Below are 17,935 nucleotides of genomic sequence, written 5' to 3' on the forward strand. Positions count from 1 at the left end.
TGGCTGGTCGCGCAGTTCCCCGCGCCCCTGATGGGGCGCTGATGCGCCCCGGGTCTCTGGCGGGGTGGGGGGGGGCCCCGCCCCCCCGGGGGGGGGCCCCCCCCCCCCCCCCCCCCCCCGCGCGGCGCGGCGCGGGGGGGGGGGGGGGGGGGGGATTGGGGGGGGGGGGGTAGCGGGGGGCCCGCCCCCCCCCCCCCCCCCCCCCCCCCCCCCCCCCCCCCCCCCCCCCCTCGCGGAAGGGCGCGTCAGTCCTTGATTTCGGGTGGGGAGATGCGGGACGTGGTGATCGCTGAGGGGGCCGTGCCCCATTTCTTCAGGATCTTTGCGTACGTGCCGTCGGCGATCAGCTTGTTCACCGCGGCCTGGAACGCGGGGGCCAGCGGTGTCCCCTTCTTGAAGGCGAAGCCGACGTCCAGCCGGTGGAACTCGTTGAGGAACTTCAGGCCCTCCTGCTGCGTCACCGCGTAGCGCAGCCCGTTGATCGTGCTCATCACCAGGTCGGAGCGGCCCTGCTGGAGCGAGGACCAGACGGCGCTCGGCTCGGCGTACGTCTTGACGTCGTAGGCCTTCTTGCCCGCCTTCTCGCAGCCCGCCTTGCTCTTCTCCAGAGTCGCCTCGAAGGTGGTGCCCGCGCCCGTCGCCACGTTCAGCCCGCAGAGCTGGGTCAGGTCGGTGACCTTCTTCAGGCTGCTGTCCTTGCGGACGGCGAAGCCCTGGCCGTCGTTGATGTAGGTGACGAAGTCGATCGTCCTGCGGCGCTCGTCGGTGACGCCGAAGTTGCCCGTGCCGAGGTCGTACTTGCCGCTGCCCAGGGCGGGCAGGATCGCCTCGAACCCCGCGACCTGCTGGTCGAGGCCGATCCCGAGCACCTCGGCGACGGCCCGGGCGAAGTCGATGTCCTGCCCGACGATCGTCTTGCCGTCGGGCAGGTAGGCCGAGTTGGGGGGCGAGCCGCCGACGCTCACCGCGAGGGTGAGATGCCCGGAGCGGCGGACGTCCGCGGGGAGCAGCTTCGCCGCCGCGGGGTCCTTCGTGACGGCGGAGACCACGTCCGTGGTAGGGATCGTGGCGTTCTCGGCCGCGGCGGGCGCGGCGCCGCCGGCGCCGTCCCCGGAGCCGCAGGCCGTCAGCCCCAGGGCGGCGACGGTGATCAGCGCGAACGCCGAGGTCAGGGATGTGGTGCGCATGGGGTGGGGTTCTGCCCTTCGAAGTGGCCGGCACGCGGGACGGAGTGGGGCGAGGGGAGGGGAGGGTGCGACAGGGTGAAGGCGCGGGCGGGTGCGCGCGGCGGCGCATACCGGGACGCGTGAAGAGAGCGGTCGCGACGGAGGAAGCCGGACGCGACGCCGGGGCGCGCAGAGGCGCCGAGTGGAGAAGGAGGATCAAGGAGAGGTGACGCGCGCAGAAGGCGTCAGAAGGGCATCAACAGGACGCGGACCACACGCGACCGAAGTCGATGTGGGAGCGCGTGACCAGCCACTGCTGCGGATGCATGGGCACAGTGGAACAGGCATCCGTTTCGGCGTCAACTCACTTGAGACGGACGGCTCACAGTCCGGACAGCCTTGACAGCGCCCGCGATCCGCCCCGTACTCTCGGGGGCGGTACCGCTGCTGAGGGGCTCCGGTGCCGCGTCCGTGTCCACGGCCCAGGCGTGCGACCCGCAGGTGTGAAGGCAAGACCGTGCTGGACGTCCAGCACCACGGAGCCTTCTCATGTCCTCACAGACCCTCGCCCAAGCGCCGCCCTCGGCCCCGCCCGATCCCGCCGCCGTGCCGCGCATCGTCCCGCAGCGCCGCGTCGGCCAGTGGTGCGCCGCAGGCCTCGTCCTCGCCCTGCTCGCCCTCGCCGTCACCTCGGTCCTGCGCAACGAGGCCTTCCAGTGGGACGTCGTCGCCGAGTACTTCACGACGGCGGCGGTCCTGCGCGGGCTCGGGCTCACGCTCTGGCTGACCGCGCTCGTCATGGTGCTCGGCTTCGCCCTCGGCGCCCTGCTCGCCGTCATGCGGCTCTCCACCAACCCTGTACTGCGGGCGGTGAGTTGGGGATACGTGTGGCTGTTCCGGTCGATGCCCATCCTGGTGCAGCTGCTGTTCTGGTTCAACATCGGCGCCCTGTACCCGACGGTCCTCGGCGTGCGGACGGTCGACCTGTTCGGGCCCGTCACCGTCGCCATCATCGGGCTGACCCTGCACGAGGCCGCGTACGCCGCCGAGGTCGTGCGCGGCGGCATCCTCTCCGTCGAACGCGGGCAGGTCGAGGCGGCCCAGGCCCTCGGCCTCAGCCGGTGGCGCCGGTGGCGGCGCATCGTCCTGCCGCAGGCCATGCGCTCCATCGTGCCGCCGGCCGGGAACATGCTGATCGGCACCCTCAAGGGCACCTCCATCGTCAGCGTCATCGCCGTCCAGGACCTGCTGTACTCGGTCCAGCTCGTCTACCACCGCACCTACCAGGTCATCCCGCTGCTGCTCGTCGCCACCCTCTGGTACATCGTCGTCACCTCGCTGCTCAGCGCCGGCCAGTACGCCGTCGAACGGCACTACGCCCGCGGGACGGCGCGATGAGCGCGGCGCGGCCCGGCCGGCGGGCCCTGGTGATCGTGGGCGCCGGGCCGCGGGGGACCGGCGTCCTCGAACGCCTCGCGGTCAACGCGCAGGAACACACCGGCGAGTTGGCGCTCGACGTGCACCTCGTCGACCCCTACCCGCCGGGCGGCGGCCGGATCTGGCGGCGTGAGCAGTCACCGCTGCTGTGGATGAACTCGCAGGCCCAGGACGTCACCATGTTCACCGACGACACCGTGCGGCTCGACGGGCCGGTGCGGCCCGGGCCCGCCCTGCACGAGTGGGCCGGCATCGACGGGCGCGTCTTCGCCGACCGGCGGCGCCAGGGCGGCTACCTGCGCTGGGTGTTCGAGCGCGCCGTCGCCGAGCTGCCCGACGGCGTCACCGTCCACCACCACGCCACCCGCGCGCTGCGCGTCGGCGGACCGCGCCACGGCCGCCAGCAGGTGTGGCTGGAGGACAGGACCCGGCCGCTGCTCGCCGACGCCGTCGTCCTCGCCCAGGGCCACCTCGACGCCGAACCCGACGACGAACAGCGGGAGTTGAGCGCGTACGCCGCCCGTCACGGGCTGGTCCACCTGCCGCCGGACTTCACCGCCGACTCCGACCTGAGCGCGCTCGCACCCGGACAGGACGTCCTCGTCCGCGGCTTCGGGCTCGCCTTCGTCGACCTGATGGTGCTGCTCACCGAGGGGCGCGGCGGCCGCTACGAAGGGGACCGCTACCTGCCCTCCGGACGCGAACCCGTGCTGCACGTCGGGTCCCGGCGCGGCGTGCCCTACCACTCGAAGATCGGCTACGACTGGGACGCGACGGCGGGCGGGCGGCCACCGCTGCCGCGCTTCCTCGGCCCGGCCCAGATCGACGAACTCCTCGCCAGGAAAGGCGGGTTCGACTTCCGGGCCGATGTGTGGCCGCTCGTCGACAAGGAACTCGGGTACGCGCACTACCACCGCCTCTTCACCGCGCACCCCGGGCGCACCACGATGGCCTGGCACGACTTCGCGGAGAAGTACGCGGCCGCCACCCCGCTCGGCGCCGAGCTGGCGGCCCTCGTCGCGTCCGCCGTGCCCGACCCGGCCGACCGGCTCGACCTCGCCGCCCTCGACCACCCCCTCGACGGCGTCCGGTACGCCTCGTACGAGCAGTTGCAGGACGGGCTGCGCGGCCACGTCACCGCCGGTCTCGGCCGCCGCCACGACCCGGCGCACAGCCCCGACCTGGCCGTCTTCCTCGGTCTGCTCTCCGTGTACGGGCAGCTCGTGCGGCTCGGCGACATCGGCACCTGGTGGCACGGCTTCTTCAGCTTCCTTGCCTCGGGGCCGCCCGGCCCACGGCTGCGCCGGCTGCTCGCGCTCTCCCGCGCCGGCGTCGTGCGGTTCGTCGGCGCCGACATGCGGGTCAGCGCCGAGGACGGCGTCTTCCGCGCCACCAGCGCCACCGTGCCCGGCCACACCGTCGAGGCCCGCGCCCTCGTCGAGGCCCGGCTGCCCGGCCCCACGCTCGCCCGCACCCGCGACCGGCTGCTGCGCGAGCTGTACGAGGAAGGGGCCGCGTCGACCCCCGCCGGGCTGCTGGCCGTCGACCCGGACGACGGCCGGGTCCTGTACCGCGACGGCAGCGCCCACCCGCGCCGCTTCGCGCTCGGCCCGCAGACGAACGCGCGCGGCGCCGGCGCCTTCACCCGGCCCCGGACGAACAGCCCCTCCTTCCGGCAGAACGACGCCACCGCGCGCGCGGTCCTCGCGTTCCTGCGCGACCTCTCCTGTAGCGCCACCGCCGCCTGAGCTGCGCGTCCGCCCCGCACGTCTCGTCCGTCCCGACCCCGTGAGGTACCTCCATGCCCCTGACCAGCGATCCACCCCTGGAGAAGAGCGACACAGCGGCCACCGCCGCGCCCGGCACCGACTACGGCCGGCTGAAGGTCGTCCCCGTCCGCCACCCCTGGCGGTGGGCGGCCGTCGCCGCGACCGCGGTGCTGCTCGCCCAGTTCGTCCACGGCCTTGTCACCAACGCGGGCTGGGAGTGGGAGGTGTTCGCGGAGTTCTTCGCCGCGGACGTCGTCCTCAAAGCCGTCTGGACCACCCTCCAGCTCACCTTCTACGGCACCGCGCTCGGCTTCGCCCTCGGCATCGTGCTCGCCTTCATGCGCCTTTCGCGCAGCCGGTTCCTGAAGACGGTGGCGTTCGGCTACATCTGGGCGTTCCGCTCGATCCCGCTCATCGTGCAGCTCCTCTTCTGGTTCAACCTGGCCTACCTCTACAAGGAGTTGCAGTTCGGCATCCCCTTCGGGCCCGGCTTCTTCTCCTTCGACACGATGGGTCTGGTCGGCGCGATGAGCGCCGCCGTCCTCGGGCTCGCCCTGCACCAGGCCGCGTACGCGGCGGAGATCGTGCGCGGCGGCGTACTCGCCGTCGAGAGCGGCCAGTTGGAGGCCGCCGCGGCGCTCGGCATCCCCCGGCTGCGGCAGATCCGCCGGATCGTGCTGCCGCAGGCGATGCGCTCGATCCTGCCGAACGCCGCCAACGAGGTCATCTCCCTCTTCAAAGGCACCTCGATCGTCTCCGTGATGGCGATCGGCGAGCTCTTCTACCAGGTGCAGGTCATCTACGGCCGCAACGGCCGCGTGGTGCCGCTCCTCATGGTCGCCACCGCCTGGTATGTCCTGCTGACCAGCGCGCTCTCCGTACTCCAGCACTACGTGGAGCGCCACTTCGCGAAAGGCACCACCCGATGAGCGCCCCCGCCGCCGCCCCCGCCATGGTCGACATCAAGGCCGTCCACAAGAGCTTCGGAGCGCTGGAGGTGCTGCGCGGCATCGACCTGGAGGTGCGGGCCGGCGAGGTCACCGTCGTCCTCGGCCCCTCCGGCTCCGGCAAGTCGACGCTGCTGCGCACCATCAACCACCTGGAGAAGGTCGACAGCGGCTGGATCAGCGTCGACGGCTCCCTCGTCGGCTACCGCCGCTCCGGCGACAAGCTGTACGAGCTGCGCGAGCGAGAGGTCCTCAAACAGCGCACCCATATCGGCTTCGTCTTCCAGAACTTCAACCTCTTCCCGCACCTGACCGTCCTGGAGAACGTCGTCGAGGCACCCGTCGCCGCGCTCAAGCGGCCCCGCGCCGAGGCCGCCGAGTCCGCCCGCCGGCTCCTGGAGCGGGTCGGGCTCGCCGACAAGGCCGACGCCTACCCCCGCCGGCTCTCCGGCGGCCAGCAGCAGCGCGTCGCCATCGCCCGCGCCCTCGCCCTGGAGCCGAAGCTGCTCCTGTTCGACGAGCCGACGTCCGCGCTCGACCCGGAACTGGTCGGCGAGGTCCTCGACGTCATCAAGGACCTGGCCGACCAGGGCACCACGATGATCGTCGTCACGCACGAGATCGGCTTCGCGCGCGAGGTCGCCGACACCGTCGTCTTCATGGACGAGGGCCGCATCGTCGAGCGGGGCACCCCCGGCGACGTACTGGACGCGCCGCGCGAGGAACGCACCAGGGCGTTCCTGTCGAAGGTCCTCTGAACCCCGCTCGTCCCCCACTCGCACCAGACCACTCAGGAGTACGACCATGCTGTCCCGCCGCGCTCTCGCCGCCTCCGTCGCCGCGCTCGCCCTCTCCCCGCTGCTCGCCGCCTGCGGGGGTGACAGCGACGCCGCCACGACCACGGGCGACGCCGGCACCAAAAAGGTCGGCAGCATCAACATCGGGCCCGACCAGCACCGCATCCGTGGCAAGAAGGACGAGAAGATCGCCGCCCTGGTGCCCGAGGCGGTCCGCCGGCGCGGCACGCTGCGGCTCGGCGGCAGCGCCGACGCCTCGCCACCGCTCGGCTTCTTCGCCACCGACGACAAGACCCGGATCGGCTCCGAACTCGACATCGCCACCCTCGTCGCCGACACGCTCGGCCTCAGGCTCCAGTCGCAGCAGGTGAGCTGGGAGAACCTCTTCGTCGGGCTCGACAGCGGCAAGTTCGACGCCGTGTTCTCCAACGTGACCGTCACCGAGGAGCGCAAGGAGAAGTACGACTTCGCGACGTACCGGCTCGACAACATCGCCTTCGAGGCGAAGAAGGGCACGGACTGGCGGGTCAAGGGGCCGAAGGACGTGGCCGGCAGGACCATCGCCGTCTCCTCCGGCACCAACCAGGAGAAGATCCTCGTCGACTGGAGCAAGCAGGACGAGAGGGCCGGGTTGAAGCCCGTCACCATCAAGTACTTCCAGAAGGACACCGACTACTACCTGGCGCTCCAGTCCGGGCGCATCGACGCCTATCTCGGCCCGAACCCGTCCGCCGCCTACCACGTGGCCTCCGCAGGGCAGTCGCAGATCATCGGCTCCATCTCGGGCGGCGGCGACCTCGTGCAGGGCAAGATCGCGGCGACGACGAAGAAGGGCAGCGGACTCGTCGACGCCTACGCGGCCGCCCTGGACCACGTGATCGCGGACGGCTCCTACGGGCGCGTCCTGAAGCGCTGGGGCCTGTCGAGCGAGGCCGTCCCGAAGTCCGAGATCAACCCGAAGGGCCTGCCCAAGCCGTGAGCCCCCGCCTCCTCTTACGCTCCCGAAAGGTCCACCAGCCATGACCAGCCATCCGGGCCGGGGTCTGCTGCACCTCGCCGCGGCCGTCGACCTGCCCGGCACCCACGAAGTCGCGGCCGTCGACCTGCCCGGCACCCATGACGCCGCGCCCTACCTCCCGCTCGCCCGGCTCGCCGAGCACGGCGTCCTCGACTTCGTCACGCTCCACGACACCTTCGCCGTCCCGGGCCCGGAGAGTCTCGCCGTGCTCTCCCGGCTCGCGCCGCACACCTCCCGCGTCGGCCTGGTGCCGACCGTCACCACCACCCACGCCGGGCCCTGCCACGTGCGGGCCGCCGTCGCCACCCTCGACCGGGTGAGCCGCGGCCGGGCCGGCTGGCGCCCCGCCGTCCCGGCCTGCGACGACGAGGCCCAACTCTTCGGGTGCGGCCCCGCCATCGCGCCGCGCCCGCCGCAGGGCCACCCCGTCGTCGTCATCGACGCCACCCGGCCGCAGGCCTGCGACGTCGCCGCCCGGCACGCCGACGTCGCGCTCGTCGCCGCCTCAGGACCCGCCCGACTGGGCGACGTGCGCGACGGGTTGCGCCGCCGTGCCGCCGAACTCGGGCGCGACCCCGAGACCCTGCGGGTGCTCGCCGCGCTGCGGATCGACCTGAGCGGCGGCGAGTGCGCCGCGCAGCCCGGCCACGGCGGCGGCCCGCTGCCCACCGAGGACGGCCCGCTCTACCGCGGCGGGCCCGTCGACCTCGCCGACCTCATCGCCGACTGGCACCGCGCGGGCGCCGCCGACGGCTTCCACCTCACGCCCCTCGATCCGCGCCGAGACCTGGAACGCCTGGTCAACGGCACCGTGCCGCTGCTCCAGCACCGCGCCCTGTTCCGCACCTTCTATCCGGGCAGCACGCTCAGGGAACACCTCGGCCTCGACCGGTCCGTCAGCCGGTTCGCGGCCCTCGCGGGGGAGTCGTCATGAGGGCACCCCGCCGTGCGCGCAAGCCCGTCCACCGCGCCGTGCAGTTCCGGAGCGCCGACTTCCGGCCATCCCGGCGAAAGCGTGGCGCACGGACGGGGGGTGCCGACCGGAACCTGAACGGAACCTGACAACCGCCAGGTCCGGCCGACGGATGAGCGGGGACCCGGCGGCGTACGGACGGTACGGGCGGAGCCGCCGGGGTGCGCCCGCGGAGAAGCGGAGCGGAGGGTGAAGTCTGAAAGGCGCCCTTGTGTCGATCAGTCGACTCCCCGAATACTCCCGAACAGCGCTTGTCAGGGCCACGACGTGTTCGGAATCCGGGCACTCGCCTCCCTGGCTGCGCCTCACGGGCCCCGACCCCACGCGGGCCCCCGACTTCCCCTCGGGAGGAACGAGCAGTGAGGATCAAGCGCACCACCCCTCGCAGTGGCACGGCAAGACGGACCCGGCTGATCGCCGCGGGCACCGGCTTCCTCGCCGCGGCCGCCTTCGCCGCACCCTCGGCCCAGGCCGCCGACGCTCCCCAGACCTTCAGTGCCGCCGCGCTCGCGCAGACCAGTGACGCGGTGCGCGGCGCCGACATCGCCGGTACGGCGTGGGCCGTCGACGCCAAGACCAAGCAGGTCGTCGTGACCGTGGACTCCACGGTCTCGAAGGCCGAGATCGCCCAGATCAAGGAGGAGGCAGGGGCCACCGCGGGAGCGCTCAAGATCGAGCGTACGGCCGGCACCTTCCGCAAGCTGATCTCGGGCGGCGACGCCATCTACGCGAGCAGCTGGCGCTGCTCCCTCGGCTTCAACGTGCAGGACAGCAGCGGCGCGTACTACGCGCTGACGGCCGGTCACTGCACCGACGGCGCGGGCACCTGGTGGACCAACTCGGGGCACACCACGGTCCTGGGCTCCACCGCCGGCTCCAGCTTCCCCGGCAACGACTACGGCCTCATCCGGATCACCGGCTCGGTGACCAAGTCCGGCACCGTCGGCAGCCAGGACATCACGCGTGCCGCCACGCCGTCCGTGGGCACCACGGTCACCCGGCGCGGCTCCACCACCGGCATCCACAGCGGCCGGGTCACCGCCCTGAACGCCACCGTGAACTACGGCGGCGGTGACATCGTCTCCGGCCTCATCCAGACCACGGTCTGCGCCGAGCCCGGCGACTCCGGCGGCCCGCTCTACGGCGGCACCACCGCCTACGGCCTGACCTCCGGCGGCAGCGGCAACTGCTCCTCCGGCGGCACCACGTTCTTCCAGCCGGTCACCGAGGCGCTCAGCGCGTACGGGGTGCACGTCTTCTGACCCCGGCGGCCGTGCGGCCGCACGTACGTTCCTGAACCGCAGTCAAGGAGGAGCCCCCGCCCGGTCGCACCGGGCGGGGGCTCCTTGCTGTCTCCGGTCCGCACCCGGCCCTCCCGACGCGGGGGAGAGCGCACCGTAACGTTCGCGCCGCACCGTCGATTTCAGGACAGGACTAGGCCTTACCCTCCGCCGCGCGGCCCGTGCACAGGGTGTTTGCAAAGGGGACCGACGTGCGCGGGGCAGGGTTGCGAGCGGGGTGCGGGGCGCACCGGCCGGACCGTACGCGCGTCCTGAAGTCGACCTTGTGTGCCCCGTGCGCCGCTCGGGATAGTGGGCGCGTCAGCCTCACGGGACCGGCCCACCCCCCACATCCGGGCAGGTTCCCGACCCCCCACAGGAGGACGTGAGTTGAAGCACCGACGCATACCCAAGCGGCGTGTCGCCGTGGCCGGAGCGGGCATCGCCGCCCTGGCCGCCGCGGGCATCACCTTCCAGACTGCGAACGCCAGCACCGAGGCGCCCGATCCGGCGCCCCGGACACTCTCCGTCGCGAAGGCCGGAAACCTCGCCTCCGCCCTGGCGAAGGACCTCGGCGCGGACACGGCGGGCAGCTATTACGACGCCACCGCCAAACACCTCGTCGTCAACGTGCTCGACCGGGACGCCGCGCAGGCCGTCGAGGCGGCCGGCGCGCGGGCCAGAGTCGTACAGAACTCCCTCGCGGCCCTCAAGAGCGCCCGCACCACCCTGAAGGCCGACGCCACGATCCCGGGCACCTCCTGGGCCACCGACCCCGCCACCAACAAGGTCGTCGTCACCGCCGACCGCACGGTCACCGGCGCCGCCTGGGACAAGCTGAGCAAGGTCGTCGACGGGCTCGGCGCCAAGGCCGAACTCCAGCGCACCAAGGGGGAGTTCAAGCCCTTCGTCGCCGGTGGCGACGCCATCAGCGGGGGCGGCGGCCGCTGCTCCCTCGGCTTCAACGTGGTCAAGGACGGCCAGCCGTACTTCATCACGGCGGGCCACTGCACCGAGTCGATCTCCGACTGGTCGGACTCCAGCGGACAGCAGATCGGCACCAACGAGCAGTCCAGCTTCCCCGACAACGACTTCGGGCTCGTGAAGTACACCGCCGACGTGCCGCACCCCAGCGAGGTGAACCTCTACAACGGTTCCGCGCAGCAGATCACCAAGGCCGGTGACGCGACCGTCGGCCAGAAGGTGACCCGCTCCGGCTCGACCACCCAGGTCCACGACGGCACGGTGACCGGCCTGGACGCCACCGTGAACTACGGCAACGGCGACATCGTCAACGGACTCATCCAGACCGACGTCTGTGCCGAGCCCGGTGACAGCGGCGGCTCGCTCTTCGCGGGCGACACGGCGCTCGGCCTCACCTCGGGCGGCAGCGGCGACTGCACGTCCGGCGGTGAGACGTTCTTCCAGCCGGTACCGGAAGCGCTCGCCACCTTCGGTGCCGGGATCGGCTGATCATCCGCAGCGACCCGGCCCGCCCCCGCTCCGGCGGGGGCGGGCCCTTGCGCGGGTCACCGCTTCGGCCAGTACCACTGCGGTTCGTCCAGCGGGCCCTCCCGCCCCGCCACGGCCGTGCTCCCGAACTCCTTGACCAGTTCGACGGAGTTGAGGTCGACACGGTGGCGGGGCGCGTCGCGCTCCAGGGCGTCCGCGAGCGGCCGGGCGTGGGTGACCACGACGATCTGGGTCTGCCGGGTCGCCGTGAGGATCAGCTCGGCCAGCGGCGACAGCAGATCGGGGTGGAGGCTGGTCTCCGGCTCGTTGAGCACCATCAGGGACGGCGGGCGCGGGGTGAGCAGTGCGGCGGTCCACAGGAGATAGCGCAGGGTGCCGTCGGAGAGTTCGGCGGCGCCCAGCGGCCGCAGCAGACCGTGCTGGCGCAGGGCGAGTTCGAAGCGGCCGCCGTGGCTGACCACGTCGATCCGGCTGCCCGGGAACGCGGCGTCCACGGCCGCGTCGAGCGCCTCGTCGTCGCCGGTCTCGCGGATGGTCTGGAGCGCCGCGGGCAGATCCGAGCCGTCTGGACCGAGCACCGGGGTGCGGGTGCCGATCCGCGCGGTGCGGGCCGGCGCGTGCGCGTCGGTGCGTACGTGGTCGTAGAACCGCCAGGACCGGATCAGCTCGCGCAGTCGCAGCAGATCGGGGGCGAGCTGGGGGTCGGCCAGTTCGCTGAGCATGCTGTCGTAGGGGCGCAGGTCCTGGGAGCGGTGCCAGCCGCCGTCCGCCGTGCGGGTACGGACCGCGGGGCCCGCCCGGTCCGAGAGGAGCGCCGCCGGGCGGAGCACGGGGCCGGCCCAGGTCGACTCGCGCTTGATCTCGGGGTCCAGGCCGAAGAGCGAGTCCGCGTACGAGGGCGGGGGGTGCCCGAAGTCCACCGCGTAGCCGAAATCGTCCCCGGCGAAGCCGAGTTGCAGTCCGACCGGCGCCGAGCGGACCGTGCCCTGGACGGGGTGGACTCCCTCGCGCATCGCCCGGCTGATCCGCTCGGGCCCGGCCCACAGCACGGAGGTGAGCCCGCCCTCGCGGGCGAGCGCGGCGACGGCGCCGCCCCGGGCCGTGTCGGCGAGCAGCCGCAGCGACCGGTACAGGCTGGACTTGCCGGTGCCGTTCGCGCCGGTGATCACGTTCAGCCGGCCCAGCGGGACGACCAGATGGCGCAGGGAGCGGTAGTTCTCGACGGCGAGGGTCGTCAGCACGGCGTCTCCTGTCCTGCCGGTCGGGAACGGGCGGGAACGGGCGGGAAAGGGCGAGAACGGTCAGGAACGGGCGGGGGCGGTCGGGAACGGGCAGGGAGGCTCAGGAGGCGACGCCGACGTGCGTCGCGCCGTCCTCGGTGCTCCCGCCGCCGCGCCGCGGGCCGCTCCGCCGGCGCTCGCGCACGGCCGGCACCAGCAGCGTCAGCACGACGCCCACCACCGCCCAGGCCGACAGGACCAGTAGGGAGCGCGTGATGTCGTGGCCCTGGAAGTAGGCGAGGGAGCGCGCCGCCCAGGTGCCCGCGCCGGGCGGCAGCCAGGGCCCGATCGCCTGCCAGAACGGCGGCAGCATGGGCAGCGGGAAGGCGCCGCCCGCGCTCGGGTTGCCCGCCACGACGATCAGCAGCACGGCGAGGCCGATGCCGACGATGCCGGTCAGCTCCTCCAGGGCGAGCGTGATCGCGCCGACCGCGAAGGTGACGAGGGCGCCGAGCCCGGCCAGGCCCCAGAAGGAGCCGGGCAGCGCGCCGAGGATCGTCTCCCCGATGATGAGTGAGCCGCCGATGCCGCCGACGACCGAGACGAGCACCATCGCGCCGAGCCGGATCGCCGCGCGCTGCGGGCTGGTGGGCCGTGAACCGGCGCTGATCGACATGATCGAGGCACACAGATAGCCGCCGACGCACCAGCCGACCACGAGGTAGAAGGCGGAGAGCCCGTCGAAGTCGTGCGCCGATGCGGGGGCCACGTCGACCACCCGCACCGTCCGCCGCTCGGCGCCGTCGGCCTTGGTGGCGAGCGTCTCCAGCGCACTGGCCAGGACGGTGCCGCCGCCGGAGGCGACGAGCAGGGTGTCCTTGCTGCCCCGCGGGTCGACGACCAGGGCGCCGTCGATCTTCCGGTCCATGATCTGCCGGCGCGCCGTCGGCTCGTCGGCGACCACCCGCGGGTCCAGCGGCGAGCCGGGCAGCCGCGCGAGGCGCTGTTCGACCTGCTGGGCGGCCGCGGGCGCCGGGGCGACCACGCCGAACGGCACGTCCTTCGGCTTCGGATCGTGCAGGGCCCCCACGTAGGAGGCGATGAACAGCAGCTGGAGCGCGAGCACGCCGATGACGAGCAGGGCGGCCCGGGGAGTGACGGCGGATCTGAACTCGTCGGCGAACCTCATGCCCCCACGCTCCGGCGGGGCTCCCCTTCGTGCAGGCGGGGTGAGCCGAACGAGTGCCCCGCCCGTCGTCGTACATGCGTTCGAAAGTTGGTCTATGGTGGAGGTGGGGGAGGTGAGATCCGGTCGGCTCGAGGTGCGGGAGGTGCGCGTGGTGGACTTCACGCATCTGCACACCGTGTCCGGGTTCTCGGTGCGCTACGGCGCCTCCCACCCGGAGCGGCTCGCCGAGCGCGCCGCCGAGCGGGGCATGACCGCCCTCGCCCTCACCGACCGCTCCACCGTCGCCGGAGCGGTCCGGTTCGCCAAGGCGTGCGCGCGGCACGGGGTGCGCCCGCTGTTCGGTGCCGAGCTGGCCGTGGGCACCCCCGAGCCCGGCGCCCGCCGCAGGACCCCGGTGCGCGGCGGCGCCTTCGTCGACGAATCGACACCTCGGGCCACCTTCCTCGCCCGGGACGGGGCCCGCGGCTGGGCCGCGCTCTGCCGCCTGATCACCGCCGCGCACGCCGGGGCCGCGGGGGGCGCGGCCAAGGACGTCCGGGTGCCGTGGGAGGAGGCCCACGGCGAGGGCCTCACCGTGCTGCTCGGCCCGGACTCGGACGTCGGCCGCGCGCTCGCCGCGGGCCGCCCCGACCGGGCCGCGGCGCTGCTCGCCCCCTGGCGCGAGGTCCACGGCGACGCCCTGCGCCTCGAAGCCGTCCACCACGGCAGGACGGGGACCGGGCCCGGCTCGCTGCGCCTGGCCGCCCGCACCGTCGGCTTCGCCGCCGAGCAGGGGATCCGCCCCGTCCTCAGCAACGACGTCCGCTACGCCGACCCCGGCGCGGGCCCCGTCGCCGACGTCCTGGACGCCGCGCGCCTCCTGGTCCCCGTCGACCCCACCAAGGAGCTGGACAGCGGCGAACGGTGGCTGAAGGGACCCGACGCCATGCTGCGCGAGGCCGAGCGGATCGTGGAGGCGGCCGGTTTCCACCGGGGAGCCGCCCACCGGCTCCTCGACCTCACCCGGGACACGGCCGAGGCCTGCCGCGTCGACCCCGAGGACGACCTCGGCATCGGCTCCGTCCGCTTCCCCGAACCGCACCTGGTGGGCGCGGGCCGGCGCACCGCGCAGCGGGTCCTCGCCTCGCGCGCGACGGCCGGCCTGGTCCGCCTCGGCCACGCGGGCGACCGGGCGTACGGCGAGCGGCTCCGGCGGGAGCTGGACATCATCGCCCACCACGACTTCGCCACCTACTTCCTGACGGTCGCTCAGGTCGTGGACGACGTACGGTCGATGGGGATCCGGGTCGCGGCGCGCGGCTCGGGGGCCGGGTCGCTCGTCAACTACCTGCTCGGTATCGCCAACGCCGACCCGGTCGAGCACGGCCTGCTGATGGAGCGCTTCCTGTCCAAGCGGCGGGCCGTCCTGCCCGACATCGACATCGACGTGGAGTCCGCGCGCCGGCTCGACGTCTACCGCGCGATCCTCGACCGGTTCGGCGCCGAGCGCGTCACCACCGTCGCGATGCCGGAGACGTACCGGGTGCGGCACGCGATCCGCGACGTCGGCGCGGCCCTGTCCATGGACCCGGCGGACATCGACCGCATCGCCAAGGCGTTCCCGCACGTGCGGGCCCGCGACGCCCGCACGGCCATGGCCGAACTTCCCGAACTGCGGGAGATCGCCGGTGAGTTCGGTGCGGACACCCGGCTGTGGGAGCTGGTCGAGGCGCTGGACGCGCTGCCCCGCGGGGTCGCCATGCACCCGTGCGGGGTGCTGCTCTCCGACGCCTCCCTGCACGCCCGCACGCCGACCGTGCCGACCAGCGGCGAGGGCTTTCCCATGTCCCAGTTCGACAAGGAGGACGTGGAGGAGCTCGGGCTGCTCAAACTGGACGTGCTCGGGGTGCGGATGCAGTCGGCGATGGCGCACGCCGTGGGCGAGGTGGAGCGGGCGACCGGCGCGGCCGTCGACCTGGACGCGATACCGCAGGGGGACCCGGCGACGTACCGGCTCATCCGGTCCACCGAGACGCTCGGCTGCTTCCAGATCGAATCGCCCGGCCAGCGGGACCTCGTGGGGCGGCTCCAGCCCGCCACCTTCGACGACCTGGTGGTGGACATCTCGCTGTTCCGCCCCGGGCCCGTCTCCGCCGACATGGTGCGGCCCTTCATCGAGGCGCGGCACGGCCGGGCCCCGGCCCGCTACCCGCACCCCGACCTGGCGGACGCGTTGCGGGAGACGTACGGCGTCGTCGTCTTCCACGAGCAGATCATCAAGATCGTCGACATCATGACGGGGTGCGGCCGCGACGAGGCCGACCGGGTGCGGCGCGGCCTGTCCGACGCCGAGTCGCAGGCCCGCATCCGGTTCTGGTTCGCCCAGCACGCGGCGGCCCGCGGGTACGACGCCGACACGGTCGCGCGGACCTGGGAGATCGTGGAGGCGTTCGGTTCGTACGGCTTCTGCAAGGCGCACGCCGTGGCCTTCGCCGTCCCCACCTACCAGTCGGCGTGGCTGAAGGCGCACCATCCGGCGGCCTTCTACGCGGGGCTGCTCACGCACGACCCCGGGATGTACCCGAAGCGGTTGCTGCTCGCCGACGCGCGGCGGCGGGGGGTGCCGGTGCTGCCGCTGGACGTGAACCGGTCCGCGGTCGCCCACCGGATCGAACTGGTGTCCGATACCGGCGGGTCCGAAGGCACGTGGGGGGTGCGGCTCGCGCTCTCCGACGTCTACGGCATCAGCGCGGGCGAGGCCGAACGGATCGCGGCCGGACAGCCCTACGCCTCGCTGCTCGACTTCTGGGAGCGGGCCCGGCCCAGCCGGCCGCTCGCCACTCGGCTCGCCCAGGTCGGCGCGCTCGACGCGTTCGGCGCCAACCGTCGTGACCTGCAACTGCACCTGACGGAGCTGCAGCGCTCGGGCCGGGGGGCGCGCGGCGAGCAGCTGCCGCTGACCGGTGGGCGGCGCACCGCGCCGGCCGGGCTGCCCGACCTCGGCGACGCGGAGCGGATGAGCGCTGAGCTGGGCGTGCTCGGCATGGACGCGTCGCGACACCTCATGGGCGACTACGAGCAGTTCCTGGCCGAGCTGGGGGTGGTGTCGGCGCGGCGGCTGCGCGAGGCCGAGCACGGCGCCACCGTGCTGGTGGCCGGGGCCAAGGCGGCCACCCAGACCCCGCCGATCCGGTCCGGGAAACGGGTCGTCTTCAGCACCCTCGACGACGGCACGGGCCTGGTCGACCTCGCTTTCTTCGACGACGCGCACGCCGCGTGCGCGCACACCGTCTTCCACTCCTGGCTGCTGCTCGTCCGCGGCACCGTCCAGCGGCGCGGGCCGCGCAGCCTGAGCGTGGTCGGCGCGGCGGCCTGGAACCTGGCCGAGCTGACGGAGGTCTACCGCGAGCAGGGGCTCGACGAGGTGGCCCGGCGCATGGCCGCCCCGGCGTCCGGCGCCGACGGCGCGGCCGACGGCCGGGGCCCGGCCGGCACCGACCGCCGGATCCGCCTCTCCAACGGGTACGAGATGTACCCGTGGGCCGACCTCAAACCGGCAGGGGACGGTGTGATGGGCCCCCGGCGGACGCTGTGGCACCGGAGCCAGGGGAGTGCCGGGTGAGCGCGGCAGGACGCGGCCGGGGCGAGCCGGCCGGCGTGCTCTGCGTACGGTTCCTGCTGCCGCCCGGGCGCGAGGCGGCGCTGCCCCGGCTGCTCTCCCTGCTCGCCGGGTTCAGCCCGGCCGTCGAGGCGCTGCCGCCCGACACCGCGCTGGTCGATCTGCGCGGCGCCCTCCGGTACTTCGGGCGCGACGCACGGCAGCTCGCCTCCGTCATCCGGGTGCGCGCCGTCGCGCTGTACGGCGTAGAGTGCCTGATCGGCGCCGGACCCGGGCCGATGACCGCGCGGATGGCCGCGCGCGAGGCCGCGCCCGGGACGACCCGGGTGGTCGGCGACGTACGGGAGTTCCTCGACGGGCAGCCCGTCGACGCGCTTCCCGGGGTCGGCGCCGCCACCGCGCGGACGCTGCGCGAGTACGGGCTCGACACGGTCGGCGGCGTCGCCGCCGCGCCGCTGTCCACGCTGCAGCGGCTCACCACGGCGCGCACCGGACGCGAGCTGCACGAGAAGGCGCGCGGCATCGACCGCACCCGGGTCACCGCAAACGCCGCCACCCGCTCACTCGCCGCCGAACGCGCCTTCGTCCGCGACGAGTTGGACCCGTACCGGCACCGGCGCGCGCTGCTGGCCGCGGCCGACGAGGCGGGCGCCCGGATGCGGGACGCGGGCCAGGTGTGCCGCTCGCTCACCCTGACGGTGCGCTACGCCGACCGGTCCTCGACCGTACGCAGCCGGGCGCTGCCCGAGCCGACCGCCCACTCCGTCGCCCTCGCCGGGGCCGCGTACCGGATGTACGAGGCGCTCGGCCTGCAACGGGCCCGGGTGCGCGGGGTGTCGCTGCGCGCGGAGGGGCTCGGGCCCGCCGGGGCGGCGTCCCGGCAGCTGACCTTCGACCCGGTGGACGAGCGGGCCCGGGTCCTGGAGGCGGTGGCCGACCGGGCCCGGGCGCGGTTCGGTCCGGGGGCGCTCGTGCCGGCGTCACTGGCGGCCTGACGGACGGGTGACTGACCCTGTCCGCCGGGTCGGTGACACCTTGTCAGGGGCAGTGGGCGCAACTCGGTCGGGA

The 17,935-nt window shown here is 73.6% G+C and carries 13 protein-coding genes; 10 read left to right on the forward strand and 3 right to left on the reverse strand.

The window, feature by feature from the left end; translation table 11 throughout:
- Positions 1–245: 245 nt before the first annotated feature.
- Complete coding sequence (locus tag ACIBW6_RS29805; RefSeq protein ID WP_399064986.1) at positions 246–1,187, reverse strand: ABC transporter substrate-binding protein; 942 nt, start codon at positions 1,185–1,187, stop codon at positions 246–248.
- A 528-nt stretch (positions 1,188–1,715) separates the two neighbouring features.
- Here ACIBW6_RS29805 and ACIBW6_RS29810 point away from each other — a divergent pair.
- From ACIBW6_RS29810 to ACIBW6_RS29845, 8 genes are all read left to right on the forward strand, one after another.
- Positions 1,716–2,564 (forward strand): amino acid ABC transporter permease, encoded by an 849-nt coding sequence (locus ACIBW6_RS29810; protein WP_399064988.1) that lies wholly within the window; start codon positions 1,716–1,718, stop codon positions 2,562–2,564.
- Positions 2,561–4,351 (forward strand): FAD/NAD(P)-binding protein, encoded by a 1,791-nt coding sequence (locus tag ACIBW6_RS29815; protein WP_399064990.1) that lies wholly within the window; start codon positions 2,561–2,563, stop codon positions 4,349–4,351. Before ACIBW6_RS29810 ends, ACIBW6_RS29815 begins: the two co-directional genes overlap by 4 nt.
- A gap of 53 nt (positions 4,352–4,404) precedes the next feature.
- The gene (locus ACIBW6_RS29820; RefSeq protein ID WP_399064992.1) at positions 4,405–5,301 is read left to right on the forward strand and encodes an amino acid ABC transporter permease; all 897 of its coding nucleotides are present in this window, start codon (positions 4,405–4,407) and stop codon (positions 5,299–5,301) included.
- Positions 5,298–6,077 (forward strand): amino acid ABC transporter ATP-binding protein, encoded by a 780-nt coding sequence (locus ACIBW6_RS29825; RefSeq protein ID WP_399064994.1) that lies wholly within the window; start codon positions 5,298–5,300, stop codon positions 6,075–6,077. The genes ACIBW6_RS29820 and ACIBW6_RS29825 overlap by 4 nt, the downstream gene beginning before the upstream one ends.
- Positions 6,078–6,123: 46 nt before the next feature.
- Complete coding sequence (locus ACIBW6_RS29830; protein WP_399064996.1) at positions 6,124–7,095, forward strand: ABC transporter substrate-binding protein; 972 nt, start codon at positions 6,124–6,126, stop codon at positions 7,093–7,095.
- Positions 7,096–7,135: 40 nt separating this feature from the next.
- On the forward strand, positions 7,136–8,068 hold the full coding sequence (locus tag ACIBW6_RS29835; protein WP_399064999.1) for an LLM class flavin-dependent oxidoreductase: 933 nt from the start codon (positions 7,136–7,138) through the stop codon (positions 8,066–8,068).
- A gap of 398 nt (positions 8,069–8,466) precedes the next feature.
- Positions 8,467–9,369 (forward strand): S1 family peptidase, encoded by a 903-nt coding sequence (locus ACIBW6_RS29840; protein WP_399065000.1) that lies wholly within the window; start codon positions 8,467–8,469, stop codon positions 9,367–9,369.
- A 408-nt stretch (positions 9,370–9,777) separates the two neighbouring features.
- On the forward strand, positions 9,778–10,860 hold the full coding sequence (locus ACIBW6_RS29845) for a S1 family peptidase (RefSeq protein WP_399065003.1): 1,083 nt from the start codon (positions 9,778–9,780) through the stop codon (positions 10,858–10,860).
- Between the two features lie 56 nt (positions 10,861–10,916).
- On the opposite strand, the gene ACIBW6_RS29850 is transcribed toward ACIBW6_RS29845, so the two are convergent.
- Both ACIBW6_RS29850 and ACIBW6_RS29855 read right to left on the reverse strand, forming a co-directional pair.
- On the reverse strand, positions 10,917–12,101 hold the full coding sequence (locus ACIBW6_RS29850) for an AAA family ATPase (RefSeq protein ID WP_399065006.1): 1,185 nt from the start codon (positions 12,099–12,101) through the stop codon (positions 10,917–10,919).
- Between the two features lie 100 nt (positions 12,102–12,201).
- The gene (locus tag ACIBW6_RS29855; RefSeq protein WP_399065008.1) at positions 12,202–13,269 is read right to left on the reverse strand and encodes a DUF3533 domain-containing protein; all 1,068 of its coding nucleotides are present in this window, start codon (positions 13,267–13,269) and stop codon (positions 12,202–12,204) included.
- A 133-nt stretch (positions 13,270–13,402) separates the two neighbouring features.
- On the opposite strand from ACIBW6_RS29855, the gene ACIBW6_RS29860 reads away from it, so the two are divergent.
- Both ACIBW6_RS29860 and ACIBW6_RS29865 read left to right on the forward strand, forming a co-directional pair.
- On the forward strand, positions 13,403–16,870 hold the full coding sequence (locus ACIBW6_RS29860) for a DNA polymerase III subunit alpha (RefSeq protein WP_399065182.1): 3,468 nt from the start codon (positions 13,403–13,405) through the stop codon (positions 16,868–16,870).
- Entirely contained in the window at positions 16,867–17,862 is a 996-nt protein-coding gene (locus ACIBW6_RS29865; RefSeq protein WP_399065010.1) for a DNA polymerase thumb domain-containing protein, read from the forward strand. Before ACIBW6_RS29860 ends, ACIBW6_RS29865 begins: the two co-directional genes overlap by 4 nt.
- Positions 17,863–17,935: the final 73 nt, after the last annotated feature.

Origin of the sequence: Streptomyces sp. NPDC049813 (assembly GCF_044465085.1) — a bacterium.
Taxonomy (GTDB): domain Bacteria; phylum Actinomycetota; class Actinomycetes; order Streptomycetales; family Streptomycetaceae; genus Streptomyces.